Origin of the sequence: Streptomyces longisporus, assembly GCF_039532765.1 — a bacterium.
In the GTDB taxonomy this organism is placed as follows: Bacteria; Actinomycetota; Actinomycetes; order Streptomycetales; family Streptomycetaceae; genus Streptomyces; species Streptomyces longisporus.
This window is the reverse complement of the sequence record NZ_BAAASG010000023.1, coordinates 228,612-243,688: the sequence shown is the minus strand read 5'-3', so window position 1 is coordinate 243,688 and position 15,077 is coordinate 228,612. Positions and strand designations below refer to the sequence as shown.

The window sequence follows — 15,077 nt, the reverse complement described above, 5'->3', positions numbered from 1 at the left end:
ACGATGACCCACCTCTGGCACGAACTCGTCCGTGGCCTGCGCGAGGACACCCGGCTGCACACCCCCTCGCGTTCGGAGGAACCCGTCTCGGGTGCCGCCCTGTTCGCCCGCGCCGAGCGCACCGCCGGCGCCGTGCTCGCCGAGTGCGGCGGCCGCGCCCCGCGCCGCGTGGGCCTGCTCATGGCCAACGGCGAGCCGTGGGTACGCGGACTGCTCGCCACGCTCCGCCTCGACGCGGCGGCCGTACCGTTGGCGCTCCCGGTGGCCTTCGGCGGTGCCGACGCCTACGCCGCCCACGTCCGGCGCATCGCGGACGACGCATCGCTGGACGCGATGCTCGTGGACGGCAGCCTCGGCGGCCGTATCGTCTCCCGCGTCGCGGGCGCCGTACCGGACGTCCCGTTCATCGACATCGCCGAACCACCCGCCGGCTGCGGGGAGTTGCCCGCCCCGCAGGGCGGCGGCCGCGCCCCCGCGGTCATCCAGTACACCTCCGGCAGCACCTCGGCACCCAAGGGCGTCGTGGTGAGCCACGACAACGTCTCGGCCGGGCTCGACGCGATCGAGGCCGGCACCCGGTGGACGCCTGAGGACCGGCTCGGTGAGTGGCTGCCGCTCTTCCACGACATGGGCCTGTTCACGCTGCTCGCCGCGCTGCGCAGGGGCTCCACGATCACACTCTGGCAGCCGGGCGACTTCGTGCGCCGTCCGCTGCAGTGGCTCGCCGAATTCGCCGCCTCCCGCTCCACGATCATGCCGGCGCCGAACTTCTTCTACGACTACCTGGTCGCGGCGGCCTCCAAGGGCATCCCCGACGGCCTCGACCTGTCGGCCTGGCGCTACGGCGGCAACGGCTCCGAACCGGTGCGCCGCTCCAGCCTGGAGGCGTTCCAGCGGACGTTCGCCCCCCACGGACTGCGCCCCCAGGTCGTCCAGCCCAACTACGGCCTCGCCGAGGCCACCCTGATCGTCAGCACCGGAGTGCCGGGATCCGCGTACCGCAGCCTGGAGGTGGAGCGCTCCAGCCTGTCCATCGGCGACCAGGTCAAGGAAGCCGCCGCGCCCGGCCCCACCACCCGCACCGTCGTCTCCTGCGGCATCCCCGTCCAGGGCCTCCGGTTGCGTATCGGCGACGCCGAGGGCACCCCGCTCGACGAGGGCGTCGTGGGCGAGGTGCAGATCGGCGGCGGGCCGGTGACCTCCGGCTACCTCGGACTGCCCGCCGAGCAGCAGCCGTTCACCCCGGACGGGCTGCTGCGCACCGGCGACATCGGCTTCCTGCGGGACGGCGAGCTGTACGTCATGGGCCGTCTGAAGGCGATGGCCGTCGTCCGCGGCCAGAACTACTACGCCGAGGACGTCGAAGAAGTCGTCAAGTCCACGCCCGGAGTCGACCGCCGGCACTGTGCCGCCTTCGCCTGGGACGAAGACGGAGAGGAACGCATGGTGGTCATCTGGGAGACGAAGCTCGACGCCGACACAGCCGCCGCCGTCGGCGAGGCCATCCGCACCCGGCTGGCCGAACACCTCGGCCTCACCGCCGTGGAGACCCTCGCGGTCTCCCCCCAGACCCTCCCCTTCACCAGCTCCGGAAAGGTCAAGCGCTCCGGCGCGGCCGACCTCTACCGGCAGCACCAGTCTCTGACCACCGCATCGGAAGGACAGCACTCGTGAACGTCACCGCGACCCTGGACATCGTCGTACGGGCCCTGGCCGCACAGGCGGGCGTCGCCGAGTCGTCCGTCGACCCCGACAAGGCGCTCTCGGCCGTGCCGGGCATCGAGTCCGTGAAGGCCCTGCGCGCCATCACCGAGATCGAGGACGAGTGCGGCGTCGTCATCCCCGACGACTTCCTGTTCGAGACCGCGACCGTGCGTGAACTCGCCGACTTCGTGGCCGAGCTGGCGCGGGAGGGCAGCAGCATATGACCGTGGAGACCGCCGAGTCCCATGCACTGCTCGGCGCGCTGGACCGGTTCAAGCCCGCGCCGCCCGACATCGCCCGCTACGACACCGACACCGCGACCGCGGCGCGTGCCCTGCGCGCCGCCCCCGAACAGGTCGCCCGGCTGGCCGTCGAGGGGTTCCCGCACCGCGTCGACTCCGAGCACGGACCGCTGTTCGACTACGACGACCTGATGAACGTGGGCATGTTCTGCGGCACCGGCCAGACGGTGCCCGAGCTCGGGCTGCGCTTCCTGATGCGCTTCGCGGCCTCGCCACGGGCCAGCTGGTTCGCGCCCCGCGACTGGGAGCTCGGCGTCCACCCGTCCCGTACGGCCGGCGGCGAGGGAGCGGAGGCCCCCGGCGCCGACGACGGACGGCTCGAAGTCACCGTCCGGGTCCCCGACCTGAACGCGCCCGGCGTGGAACTGCTCTCCGGCGGACCGTTCGACGAGCCGCTGCGCACGTCCGGCTACGAGGCGGCCATCCGCCTCACCGGCACCGAGCAGTCGGTGCGCGACCCGCGCATCCACGAGGTGTGGGCCGAGGTCGTCGACGCCCTCGCCACGCGCCGCGTGATCTACCAGACGGTGCCCGAGCCGTTGCGCGCCGACCACCACCGGGCCTGGGAACTCGGCATCGCCGACTGCGTGGTCGCCTCGCGGCTGCTGGCCGACCGGCTGCGGGCCACCGGCCTGGAGGCCACCGCCCGGCGTGGCTACCTCCTCGGGCTCTTCGGCAGCGACCACGCCTGGTGCGACGTCGTCGAGGACGGCGTGCACAAGTCGCTCGACCCGGTCTTCGCCTTCGTCGCCACCGTCGGCGACGAGCGCGGGGTCGCCGAGTCCCCCGAGTTCGCAGCCGCCTGCTTCGGCAGCCGCTTCAACCGGCTCCTGCCCTGCCGCACCGACAGCGCCGAACCTCTCGTGTACTTCGACGGTGAACCCGCCCCCTACTGGGCCATGGTCGGCGTCGGCGCCCGCCCGAGGAGGACCGCATGACCGCCACACACTCCCTGGACGCCGTACGCACCCTGATCAAGGCGAGCCTCGACCACCCCGCTCTGCTGGACCGCCTCGGCGGCGACGACGACTTCGCGCAGGCGGGCATCGGCTCCGGCGAGCTGATCCGGATCGCGCTGAGCCTGGAGGAGGAGCTCGGCCGTCCCCTGGCGGACGAGGAACTCCTCGGGCTCACGTCGGTGCGCGCCGTCGCCGCGCTGATCGGGGCGGAGGCGGACTGACATGTGGCTCAACCATGTGGTGCGCCGCGGACTCGACCGGGACCCCGACGCCCTCGCCCTGCGCGACGGCCGGCGTGACGTCAGCTGGCGTGAGCTGCACCGCGATGTGCGGGCGCTGGCCTGCCGACTGCGCCACGACACGCTGCCCGGCAGCCGCGTCCTGGTGCTCAGCGGCAACCGTGTCGAGGTGCTGGAGACCTACTTCGCCTGCGCTGCGGCCGGCCTGGTCGCAGTGCCGGTCAACCCGGCGCTGACCGACCCCGAGATCGGCGCGATCATGGAGTCGGTGGAGCCGTCCGCGGCGGTCGCCGAGGCGGGCTTCGCGGCCCGCCTGGGCGACCTGTACCCGGGGCTGCCCGTCACCGACGTCGCGACGATCCCCGAACTGCCCGACGAGGACGCCGAGTTCACCATGGAGCCGGGCAGCGGCATGGCCGACCCGGTACTCATCCTGCACACCTCGGCGACGACCGGGCGCGCCAAGGGCGTCGTCGTCGACCAGCGCTCGCTGCAGATCAACGCCCTGTCCTGGCTCGCCGACGTGCGCCCGGCCCCCGGCACCGCCTTCCTCAACGCCGGGCCGCTGTTCCACGGCAGCGTGGTGATCGCCCTGGACCACCTGGCCGCGGGCGGCACGGTCTGCGTCCTGGACCGCTTCACCCCGCAGGGCTGTCTGGCCGCCCTGGAACGCTGGGAGGTGGAGCACGCCTTCCTCGTCCCGTCCATGGTCCGGCTGCTGCTGCAGACCAAGAGCCTGGCCGGCACGGATCTGTCCCGGCTGCGGCTGCTGCTGCACGGCGCCGCGCCGATGCCGGAGGAACTGGCCCGCGAGGCACGGGAGCGGCTCGGCGTGGAGCTGCAGACCATCTTCGGGATCACCGAGGGCGGCGGCCCCGTCCTCACGCTCCGCCCGGGCACCTGCGTCGGCGAACCTCCCGTGCCCGGAGCCGTCTGCGTGGGGGTGCCGATGCTCGGCGCCGGGCTGCGCGTCACCGGCGAGGACGGGCGCGAGGTGCCCGCGGGCACCGTCGGCGAGCTCCAGGTCAGCGGCGACGGCCTGATGCAGACGTACTGGAAGAACCCGGAGGCCACCGACGACGTGCTGCGCGACGGCTGGCTCAACACCCATGACCTGGGCTGCGTCGACGCGGGCGGCCGGGTCTGGGTCGTCGACCGGCGCAACGACCTGATCCTGCGCGGGGGGCAGAACGTCTACCCGGCCGAGATCGAGCACGTGCTGCGGCAGTCGCCGAACGTCGCCGACGTCGTCGTCGTACCCCTGCCGTCCGACCTGTGGGGGCAGACACCCGTGGCGTTCGTGCAGCCCGTCGAGGCCGACCGGTTCGACGAGAGCGAGCTGCTCCAGCTGTGCGTCGACGGGCTCGCTCCCTACAAACGACCCACCCACTTCCTGCCCGTGGAGCGCATCCCGCGCAATCCGGCGGGCAAGGCGCTGCGCACCCGGCTGCGCGAGACCGCCCATCAGACGCTCACCGCCGACAGGGAGCACACCGCATGACCACCACCGAATACACCCGCCCCGAGGTCCTGACGGACCTCGCCGGCGAGTGGGCCGTCCCGGTGCACGGCAACGCCGTCATCCAGTGGGACTACGACCAGCGCAACGACAAGCTGGTACGGCTGTACAAGCAGGGCAAGCAGCGCCAGTGGGACATGGACGAACGGCTCGACTGGGACCACGAGACGGACCCGGACGACCCGCTCGGCCTGCCCGACGAGTTCATCTCCATCGCCGGGTCCAAGCTGTGGGACCGGCTGCCGGAGAGCGAGCGGCGCGTGGTACGGCGGCACAGCAGCGGCTGGCTGTACTCGCAGTTCCTGCACTCGGAGCAGGCCGCCCTGATCGCGGTCGGCAAGATCCTGCTCACCGTGGAGGACCTGGACTCCAAGCTGTACGCCGCCACACAGATGATGGACGAGGCCCGCCACGTGGAGGGCTTCAACCGGTTCCTGCACACCAAGATCGGCCTGCGCTACGGCCTCTCGCCGTCGATCTCCGCGATGTTCGAGCAGGCGATGCGCGAACCACGCTGGGACTTCGGCGTCCTCGCGGCGCACATCCTCGTCGAGAACATGGGCCTGGCCACGTTCGGCGTGCACCGCGAGCGGCTGAAGGACCCGCTGGCGCGGGCGTTCAGCGCGTATGTCGCGCGCGACGAGGCCCGGCACGTGGCGTTCGGGCGGCTGCTGCTGCGGGAGTACTACCCGCAGCTGTCCGAGGCCGAGCTCAAGGAGCGCGAGGACTTCGTCGTCGAGGGCTGCTGGGCACTGCGCGACCGATATGTCGACGACGAGATCTGGAACACACTCGGGTACGGCGAGGAGGCGATCAAGGCGTCGCGGCGCTCGCCCGCCAAGAGGGAGTTCCGGCGCCTGGTCTTCATGCGGATCGTGCCGGGTCTGAAGGAGATCGGGATGTTCGGTCCCCGGGTGCAGGAGGCGCTGGCCAGGATGGGCGTCCTCGGCTTCCACGAGGTGGACGAGGAGGCGTTGCGCGCGCTCGACGACAGGGCCGCCGTCGACGCGCTCACGAAGTACGAGATGGAGCAGCGCCGCCGGGACATCCGCAACGTCATCGACCTTGGCGGCGACGCACCGTCCGACGGCACGGCTCCCGCCCTCTGAACCGGGCGCCGCCGCCCCGGAGTACGTCCCCCGGCTCCGGGAGCGGCGGCGTCCCGCCGGCACGGCCCGACTCCTACACCGCCCTTCACCGCCCCTTCGTACAGCGCGGCCCTTTTGTTCCCTGGAAACGCGGAGATGCCAGCATGCTCGAAACCACCCCGCCACCCGCTCGTCCCACCCGGCTGCGCGGGTTCGCGCCGGCCGGGGCGGACACCAGCGGTCGCCGTGTGCTCACCGGACTGGCCGACGGCACCGTGGCCGATCCGCCGGCGGCCCGCACGCTCGCGCTGCCGCCCGCCACCTCGTGGCTGCCGGGCCTGATCACCTGTGAGACCGCGTTCGACGAGGACCTGACGCTCACCCCCGGTGTCGTCTTCGGCGGCTGGATCGCCTGCCTGGTCGACCACTTCGCCGGACTGGTGATGCTGTCCGCGATCCCGGACGGCTCCGGCTTCCTCACCGCCGGCCTCTCGGTCGACTACCACGCACCGTTGATTCCCGGTCCTGTCACCATCGAGACGGAGCTGACCAGTTGCTCCACCCGGCGCGCGGTCGCCGAGGTCCGCTTCGCGCAGCACGGCACCCGCGCCTGCACCGGCACCGTGGAGCAGATCATCCACCGCACGGCGTCGGCCGCCGTCGGCCGGACGGCGGGGTGAGGGGGCGTGCGTGACACCGAACTCCTCCAGGAACACCGCGACTTCCAGGCAATGGTGCGCGACTTCGTGGAACACGAGATCGTGCCCCGTCACGCCGACTGGGAGCGTGCCGGACTCGTCGACCGTGAGGTGTGGCGCAGCGCCGGCAAGCTCGGCCTGCTCGGCATCGACGTGCCCGAGGAGTACGGCGGTGGAGGCGTGCGCGACTTCCGCTACCAGGTCATCATCAGCGAGGAGATCATGCGCGTCGGCGCCACCGGCATCGGCTTCGCGCTGCACAACGACGTGGTCGCCCCCTACCTTCTCGACCTCGCCACGGACGAGCAGAAGCAGCGCTGGCTGCCCGGTTTCTGCTCGGGCGAACTGATCACCGCCATCGCGATGACCGAGCCGGAGGCCGGCAGCGATCTGCAGTCCATCCGCACCACCGCGTTCCGCGACGGCGACGACTACGTCCTCAAGGGCGCCAAGACGTTCATCACCAACGGCATCCACGCGGACCTGGTCGTCGTGGTGGCCCGCACCCAGCCGGGCCAGGGTGCGCGCGGCCTGAGCCTGCTCGTGGTCGAGCGCGACATGCCCGGCTTCACCCGCGGCCGCAAGCTGGAGAAGATCGGCATGGCCGCACAGGACACGGCCGAGCTGTTCTTCGACGACGTCCGGGTCCCGGCCGCCAATCTGCTCGGCCGGCCCGGCCGGGCTTTCCTGCACCTCGCAGCCAACCTCCCGCAGGAGCGCCTCGGCATCGCCGCCTACGCCGTGGCTGCCGCCGAGACCGCCTTCGCCCAGACCCTGGAGTACTGCAAGAGCCGTACCGCCTTCGGGCAGCCGATCGGTGCCTTCCAGCACGTCCGCTTCGAACTCGCCGAGATGGCCACCGAGTTGGACGTGGCGCGCACCTACGTCGACCGGGCCGTCGCCGAGCACAACGCCGGCCGCCTCGACGCGGTCGCCGCCGCCAAGGCCAAGTGGTGGGCCACCGACGTCCAGCGCCGGGTGCTCGACCGCTGCGTCCAACTGCACGGCGGCTACGGCTTCATGCGCGAGACACCGGTGGCCAAGGCGTTCGTGGACAACCGCGTGCACCCGATCTACGGCGGCACGAACGAGATCATGAAGGAGATCATCGGCCGCGACCTCGGTGTCTGACCACGGCCGTCCGGCCCGGCGCCCGGTCCCTGCGACAACGGGCCCCTCCGGCCCCCGGCCCCCTCCCGCGCCCGCCCGGCAGCCATGCCCCGGCCCTCCGGCTCCCCGACGAGCCGTGCGCGCCCCACTTCCCAGCGAAACGGATAACCAGTGAGCGAAAGGCAGCTCGAAGTCTGCGTCATCGGTGCCGGCCCTCGCGGCCTGTCGGTCCTGGAGCGGCTGTGCGCCAACGCCCGCGAACGGGCCCTGGGCACCGAGGTGGTGGTCCACGTCGTCGACCCCTGCAGACCCGGTGCCGGCCGGGTCTGGCGCACCGACCAGTCGCACCACCTCCTGATGAACACCGTCGCCTCACAGGTCACCCTGTTCACCGACCCGAGCGTGCAGATGGCGGGCGAACTCGCGCCCGGCCCCAGCCTCTACGAGTGGGCGCGCTCCCTCGTGCTCATGGGCGAGCCGGCGGCCGACGACGTCCTCGACGACCAGGTGCTCGCCGAGGCCCGCGATCTGACTCCCGACTCCTATCCGACCCGCGCTTTCTACGGCCACTACCTGCGCTGGGTGTTCGCACGGGTGGTACGCACCGCTCCAGCGCACGTCAGCGTCGTGGTCCACCCCCTGCGCGCCGTCCGGCTGCAGGACCGGCCGGACGGCCTCCAGCGCGTCACACTGGCCAACGGCACCCGCATCGAGGGCCTGGACGCCGTGGTGATGGCGCAGGGCCATCTGCCGAGGCGCGCCGACGAGACCCAGGAGCGGCTGGCCGACTTCGCCCGCCGCCACTCCCTCACCCACGTGCCTCCGGTCAACCCGGCCGACACGGACCTGTCCCACCTGGCCCCCGGCGAGACGGTCGCCCTGCGCGGCCTCGGTCTCACCTTCTTCGACCACATGGCGCTGCTCACCGCCGGCCGCGGCGGCACGTTCGAGCGTGCCGACGACGAGCGGCTGGTCTACCGTCCCTCGGGCCGCGAACCGGTCCTGTACGCGGGCTCGCGCCGCGGGGTGCCGTACCACTCCCGCGGCCGCAACCAGAAGGGCGCCCACGGCCGCCACGAACCACTGCTGCTCACCCTCGGCAAAGTCGCCGAACTCAGGGCGGCCGCCGAGCGGGGCGGACTCGACTTCGTCCGCGACCTGTGGCCGCTGATCGCCAAAGAGGCCGAGACCGTCTACTACACGGCCCTGCTGACCCGCCGCTCGTGTGTGTGCGTGAGCCGGTCGTTCCGCGAAGACACCCTCGCGACCGGCTGGGACACCCCCGCGGAGGCCGCCGTACTCGACCGGTACGGCATAGCGCCGACCGAGCGCTGGGACTGGCGGCTCCTCGCCCGCCCCTACGGCGGCCAGGCCTTCTCGAGCCCCGATGACTGGCGCTCCTGGCTGCTCGACGCGCTGCGCCGCGATGTCGCCGAGTCCGAACTCGGCAACGTCGACGGCCCCCTCAAGGCCGCCCTCGACGTGCTGCGCGACCTGCGCAACGAGGTCCGCCTCCTCATCGATCACGGCGGGCTCACCGGCCACTCGCACCGCGAGCAGCTGGACCGCTGGTACACGCCATTGAACGCGTTCCTTTCCATTGGCCCGCCGCCCAGCCGCATCGAGGAGATGACCGCGCTCATCGAGGCGGGCGTCCTGCACGTCCTGGGCCCGGGGATGCGCGTGCGCACCGACGAGCGGGCCGGCGTGTTCGTCGTCGACTCGGCCGAGGTGCCCGGCTCCCGCGTCGAGGCGACCTGCCTGATCGAGGCCCGGCTGCCCGAGCCGGACCTGCGCCACACCACGGACCCGCTGCTGCGCCACCTGGCCGACACCGGCCAGTGCCGTCCCTTCGTCGTGGCCGATGCCGAGCACGGCGACCACGAGACCGGCGGCCTGTCCGTCACCCGGCGCCCCTACCACCTGGTGGCCGCCGACGGCCGGCCGCATCCACGCCGCTTCGCCTACGGCGTCCCGACCGAGGCCGTCCACTGGGTGACCGCCGCCGGAGTACGGCCCGGCGTCGACTCGGTGACGCTCGGCGACTCCGACGCGATCGCCCTGGCACTGCTCGCACTGGCCGCACCCGTCCCCGCGCCCACGGCCGCCGCACTGCCCCTGGCCCCTGGCCCGCAACTCCGCCGGGAGCCCGAGCTCACAGCCCTTCAGGAGACCGAGTGAGCACCACCCACGAACCCGCGCCCCCACCGCCGTACGGCGAGGCATCCCCGGCTGATACCGGCCTGCTGTCGCCGGTGCGCGCCGGCTCGCCCGCGGAGGCCGCCACGGACGACACCGCCTGTCTGCAGGCCCTGCTCGACGCGGAGGCGGCCCTCGCCCGTGTCCAGGCCGGCTTCGGCACCGTGCCCGAGCGGGCCGCAGGCGTCATCACCGCCACCGCCCGGGCGGAACACTTCGACGTGCGGGCCCTGGCCGTCGCCGCCCGCGCCGCGGCCAACCCGGTCGTCCCCCTCGTCCGGGTGCTCGGCGAGACCGTGGCCCGCAAGGACCCCGAGGCCGCGCAGTACGTGCACCAGGGCTCCACCAGCCAGGACATCCTCGACACCGGTCTGATGCTGGTGGCGGCCCGCACCGTGGAGCTGATCCTCACCGACCTGGACCGCACCGCCGATGCGCTCGCCGCCCTCGCCGCACGGCACCGCGACACGCCGATGGCCGCGCGCACCCTCGGCCAGCACGCCGTGCCCACCACCTTCGGGCTCAAGGCGGCCGGCTGGCTCCAGGGCGTCATGGACGCCTCCGAGCGGCTGCGCCGCGTCCGCTCGACCGGGCTGCCCGTCCAACTGGGCGGTGCGGCCGGCACGATGGCCGGCTACCTCGAGTACGCGCGCGTCGTCGCGGGCCTCGCCCCGGACGCCCTCGACCAGTACACCCGCCGACTGCCCGCCGCCTACGGCGCCGAACTCGGCCTCGCCGCACCGGCCGTGCCCTGGCACACCGTGCGCACCCCGCTCGCCGACCTGGCGGCGGCGCTCACCCTCACCGGCTCCGTCCTCGGCACCATCGCCGCCGACGTCCAGCTGCTGTCGCGCACCGAGACCGCGGAGGTCTCCGAACCGGGCTCGGAGGGCCGCGGCACCTCCTCCGCCATGCCGCACAAGCGCAACCCCGCCCTCGCCGCCCTCCTACGGTCCGCCGCCTACCAACTGCCAGGCCTCGCGGGCACCCTTGCCCACGCGGCCGTCACCGACGACGAGCGGCCTGCCGGCGCCTGGCACGCCGAGTGGGAGCCGCTGCGCGCCGCCCTGCGGCTGGCCGGCGGAGCCGCGCACACGGCGGCCGAACTCGCCGCCGACCTGACCGTGCACGAGGGCCGGATGCGCGCCAACCTCGCCCTCACCGGCGGCCTGGTGGTCTCCGAACGGCTCGCGGCGGCCCTCTGGCCCGACCTCGGCCGGGCCCCCGCCAAGGCCCTCGTCTCCACCGCCTCCGCACGGGCAGCGATCGAGGGCCGCCACCTGGCGGACGTCCTGGCCGAGACACCCGAACTCACCGGCCTGTACGACGCCGACGCACTGCGTGCCCTGTGCGCCCCCGAGCACTACACCGGCGCCGCGGGCGCGCTCGTGGACCGTGTGCTCGCCCGGCACCGCGAGACCCGCCCGCACGTCCGCAGCTAGGGCCTGTCCTCGCATCAGACCGGCTTCGGACGGCGGCGCACCGCTGCCCCGGCGAGATCCGAAAGACAGGAACCGACCCCGGCCGCCCAGGAAACGCCGCGAACCCACGCAGAAGGACCTCATGATGACGGCAACGACACACCGGTGGACGACCCCGATCGGGCTGGAGGTGACCCGCCTCACCGAACCGCTGGACCCGCAGCGGGCCGAGGCCGAACTGGCCCGCATGGAAGACGCGCTGGACACCCGGCGAGGCCTGCTGCTCTCGGGCCGCTGCGACCAGCCCGGCCGCTACCACCCGCACGACCTCGGCCACGTCGACCCGCCCGTCGAAGTGACCGCCGACCAGGACGGCGTACGGCTGCGCGCGCTGAACACACGCGGCAGCGTCCTGCTGCCCGCGCTCGCCGCGGCCCTTGCCCCGCACGGCGCGCGCTGGGACAAGGCCGCCGGCACCGTCACCACCACCCTCGGCGCCGTGGACGTCGCACAGCCCGCAGGGCCCGTCGCCGAGGAGGAGCGCACCCGCCTGCCCTCCGTCTTCACCGTGCTGCGCGCCCTCGTCGCCGCGCTGGCCGGACCCCACGACGAACTGTGGGGCCTGTACGGCGCGTTCGGCTACGACCTCGCCCTCAGCTTCGACCCCGTACCTCTGCACCAGGACCGCGACCCGCGTGACCGCACCCTCGTGCTGCACCTGCCGGACCGCATCCTCCGGATCGACCGGCAGCGCGGCACCGCCACCCTGCACAGCTACGAGTTCTCCTACGCCGGGCTCCGCACCGCAGGCCTCGACCGAGCCACGCCCGACGCACCCTGCGGACCGCCTGCCGAGCCGGCCACCCGCCGTGACCACGCGCCCGGCGTGTACGCACAGCTGGTCCGCCGCGCCAAGGAGCGGTTCCGGACCGGTGACCTGTTCGAGGTCGTCCCCGGCCAGAGCTTCCACCGCCGCGCCACCGCCCCGCCGTCGCAGGTCTTCCGCCGACTCCGTGAGCGCAACCCGGCCCCGTACGGACTGCTGATGAACCTCGCCGACGGCGAGCACCTGGTCGGGGCCTCACCGGAGATGTTCGTCCGGGTCGACCCCCGCGCCCGCACGGTCGAGTCCTGCCCCATCAGCGGCACCATCGCCCGCGGCCGCGACGCCCTGGAGGACGCCGAGCAGATCCGCACGCTGCTCGCCTCAGCGAAGGAGGAATCAGAGCTGACGATGTGCACCGACGTCGACCGCAACGACAAGGCCCGGGTGTGCGTACCCGGCAGCATCGAGGTCCTGGCGCGCCGTCAGATCGAGCTGTACTCCAGGCTCATCCACACCGTCGACCACGTCCGCGGCCGGCTGCGCGCCGACCGGGACGCCCTCGACGCGTTCCTGACCCACATGTGGGCGGTCACCGTCACCGGGGCGCCCAAGCGCGCCGCGATCGCCTTCGTCGAGGAGCACGAGCGCAGCCCGCGCCGCTGGTACGGCGGTGCGGTCGGCCGGATCGGCTTCGACGGCAGCCTGGAGACCGCGCTCACGTTGCGCACCGTCCAGTTCCGCGACGGCGTCGCCACCGTACGGGCGGGTGCCACGCTGCTGTTCGACTCCGACCCGCAGGCGGAGGAGGACGAGACCGAGCTCAAGGCGTCCGCGCTGCTGGACGCGGTGGAGAACCCGTCGGGCCCGGCCCGCGCACGGGACGCCTCCGCCGGCCGGCCGGGGCGCGGTGCCGTGCCGGGGTCGGCCCGGCCGTGGGGCGTCGCCGACCCGGACACCGGGCCGCCCCGGCGCGTCCTGCTCGTCGACCACCAGGACTCCTTCGTCCACACGCTCGCCGACTACGTCCGCCAGACCGGTGCCGAGGTCGTCACCTACCGTGCGGGCTTCCCCGCGGAACTGCTCGACGCCGAGCGGCCGGACCTGCTGCTCCTGTCGCCGGGCCCCGGCCGCCCCGCGGACTTCGGCATGTCCGGCGTGCTGGACGGGGCAGTGTTGCGCGGTATCCCGGTGTTCGGCGTGTGCCTGGGTCTGCAGGGCATCGTGGAGTACTTCGGCGGCACGCTCGGTACCCTCCCGCGACCCGTGCACGGCAAGCCGTCGCCCGTCGAGGTGGTCGGCGACGGCGGAACGGTGTTCCGCGACCTGCCCGCCCGGTTCCGCGCCGGGCGCTACCACTCCCTGTACGCCGACACACGCACGCTGCCGGCGGAGCTGATGGTGACGGCCCGGACGTCCGACGGCACGGTGATGGGCGTCGAGCACCGTGTGCTCCCGATCGCGGCCGTCCAGTTCCACCCGGAGTCGATCATGACGTCGGCGGAGCGCGCGGGCCGTGCCCTCATCGCCAACGCCGTGACCGGCCTGGGCCGTTCCGTACCGGCCGCCGCGACCTCGGGGAGCCTGCGATGACCGGGGCCGGCCCGACTCCGCAGGGGGAGGGGCGCGAGGAGGGCCGGGAACGAGAGCCCGGACAGGACCCCTTCGTTCCACACCCCCGTGACCGTGCGGCCCGTGGCATTCCACGGTCGCCCCTCGCGCGCAACGCGCGGCTGGTCTCGCTGCCGCTCGGCTTCGCGGGCAGGTCCGCGATGCGGTTCGGTCGGCGTCTGCTGGGCCAGCCGGTGGACCTGATCACCAGCGAACTGCAACGCCGTACGAGCCACCACCTCTTCCGGGTACTGGGTGAACTCAAGGGCGGTGCCATGAAGTTCGGGCAGATGCTCTCCGTCTTCGAGGCGGCGTTGCCCCCCGAGGTCATCGGTCCCTACCGTGCCGCCCTGACCCTCCTGCAGGAGGCCGCGCCCGCCCTGCCCGCGGAGCAGGTGCACGCCGTACTGACCGAGGAGCTGGGCGCACGGTGGCGCGACCGCTTCACCGAGTTCGACGACACGCCCGCGGCGGCAGCCTCCATCGGCCAGGTCCACCGGGCCGTGTGGGAGGACGGCCGCCGGGTTGCCGTGAAGATCCAGTACCCGGGAGCCGGCGAGGCGCTGCTCGGCGACTACGCCCAACTCGGCCGTCTGGTCCGGCTGTTCTCCGTGGTCGCCCCTGGTCTGGACGTGGAGCCCATGCTGCGGGAACTGCGGGAGCGGGTCGCCGACGAGCTCGACTACCGACTGGAGGCCGCGGCCCAGCAGGCCTTCGCCGACGCCTACCGGGGCGACAAGCAGATCCTGGTCCCGGACGTGGTGACCTTCACCCAGCGGGTGCTCGTCACCGAGTGGCTGGACGGCACCCCGGTCGCGACCGTCATCCGGGACGGTGAACAGGCCGAGCGCGACCGCGCGGGCCTGCTGTACGCCCGCTTCCTGTTCTCCGGCCCCGAGCGTGCGGGCCGGTTGCACGCCGACCCGCATCCGGGCAACTTCCGGCTGCTCGAGGACGGCCGGCTCGGCGTCATCGACTTCGGTGCCGTCAAGGACCTGCCGGACGGTTTCCCGCCCGCGCTCGGCACGCTGATCAGGCTGGCGCAGGGCGGCGAGTGGGCGGCCGCCGAGGAGGTACTCGTCAAGGAGGGCATCATCACGCCGGGCGTTCCTCTCGACCCCGTCGCACTCGCCTCGTTCCTGGTGCCCCTCGCCACTCCGACGGCGGAGCAGACCTATCGCTTCACTCGCGAGTGGCTCCGCGAGGAGGTGGTGCAGGCCGTCGACCTGCGTGAGGGCGGACTGCTGCGGCGCTTCAACCTGCCGCCGTCGTACGTCCTGGTCAACCGCGTGGTCGGCCAGGCCACGGCGGTGCTGTGCCAGCTGGAGTGCGAGATCCCCTTCCGCGCCGAGGCGTCCCGCTGGCTGCCGGGCTTCACGGAGGAGCAGCCGACCGGGCCCTGAC

The 15,077-nt window shown here is 73.1% G+C and carries 12 protein-coding genes; all 12 read left to right on the top strand.

The annotated features are described in order from the left end of the window. Window positions 1-3: 3 nt before the first annotated feature. The 12 genes from ABD355_RS37590 (at window position 4) to ABD355_RS37535 (ending at window position 15,076) form a co-directional block, all read left to right on the top strand. Window positions 4-1,674: an AMP-binding protein gene (locus ABD355_RS37590; RefSeq protein WP_344405538.1), complete on the top strand. Its 1,671-nt coding sequence runs from the start codon at window positions 4-6 to the stop codon at window positions 1,672-1,674. After that, window positions 1,671-1,928 carry an acyl carrier protein gene (locus ABD355_RS37585; protein WP_344405537.1) on the top strand — a complete coding sequence of 86 codons (258 nt, stop codon included), beginning with the start codon at window positions 1,671-1,673 and terminating at the stop codon, window positions 1,926-1,928. Before ABD355_RS37590 ends, ABD355_RS37585 begins: the two co-directional genes overlap by 4 nt. Then, window positions 1,925-2,944 (top strand): hypothetical protein, encoded by a 1,020-nt coding sequence (locus ABD355_RS37580; protein ID WP_344405536.1) that lies wholly within the window; start codon window positions 1,925-1,927, stop codon window positions 2,942-2,944. Before ABD355_RS37585 ends, ABD355_RS37580 begins: the two co-directional genes overlap by 4 nt. Beyond that, window positions 2,941-3,186 carry a phosphopantetheine-binding protein gene (locus tag ABD355_RS37575; protein ID WP_344405535.1) on the top strand — a complete coding sequence of 82 codons (246 nt, stop codon included), beginning with the start codon at window positions 2,941-2,943 and terminating at the stop codon, window positions 3,184-3,186. Before ABD355_RS37580 ends, ABD355_RS37575 begins: the two co-directional genes overlap by 4 nt. Window position 3,187: 1 nt before the next feature. After that, window positions 3,188-4,705, top strand: a complete 1,518-nt coding sequence (locus ABD355_RS37570; protein ID WP_344405534.1) for a class I adenylate-forming enzyme family protein — start codon at window positions 3,188-3,190, stop codon at window positions 4,703-4,705. Continuing rightward, a complete protein-coding gene (locus ABD355_RS37565) occupies window positions 4,702-5,832 on the top strand; it encodes a diiron oxygenase (RefSeq protein WP_344405532.1) in 1,131 nt (376 codons plus the stop codon). The genes ABD355_RS37570 and ABD355_RS37565 overlap by 4 nt, the downstream gene beginning before the upstream one ends. A 143-nt stretch (window positions 5,833-5,975) precedes the next feature. Continuing rightward, entirely contained in the window at window positions 5,976-6,491 is a 516-nt protein-coding gene (locus ABD355_RS37560; protein ID WP_344405531.1) for a PaaI family thioesterase, read from the top strand. A 6-nt stretch (window positions 6,492-6,497) separates the two neighbouring features. Continuing rightward, entirely contained in the window at window positions 6,498-7,640 is a 1,143-nt protein-coding gene (locus ABD355_RS37555; RefSeq protein WP_344405530.1) for an acyl-CoA dehydrogenase family protein, read from the top strand. A gap of 150 nt (window positions 7,641-7,790) precedes the next feature. Further along, a complete protein-coding gene (locus ABD355_RS37550) occupies window positions 7,791-9,800 on the top strand; it encodes an FAD/NAD(P)-binding protein (protein WP_344405528.1) in 2,010 nt (669 codons plus the stop codon). Continuing rightward, window positions 9,797-11,260: a nitrosuccinate lyase gene (locus ABD355_RS37545; protein WP_344405526.1), complete on the top strand. Its 1,464-nt coding sequence runs from the start codon at window positions 9,797-9,799 to the stop codon at window positions 11,258-11,260. Before ABD355_RS37550 ends, ABD355_RS37545 begins: the two co-directional genes overlap by 4 nt. A gap of 124 nt (window positions 11,261-11,384) precedes the next feature. Beyond that, on the top strand, window positions 11,385-13,655 hold the full coding sequence (locus ABD355_RS37540) for an anthranilate synthase component I (protein WP_344405525.1): 2,271 nt from the start codon (window positions 11,385-11,387) through the stop codon (window positions 13,653-13,655). Further along, the gene (locus tag ABD355_RS37535) at window positions 13,652-15,076 is read left to right on the top strand and encodes an ABC1 kinase family protein (RefSeq protein ID WP_344405523.1); all 1,425 of its coding nucleotides are present in this window, start codon (window positions 13,652-13,654) and stop codon (window positions 15,074-15,076) included. Before ABD355_RS37540 ends, ABD355_RS37535 begins: the two co-directional genes overlap by 4 nt. The last annotated feature ends 1 nt before the right edge of the window (window position 15,077 follow it).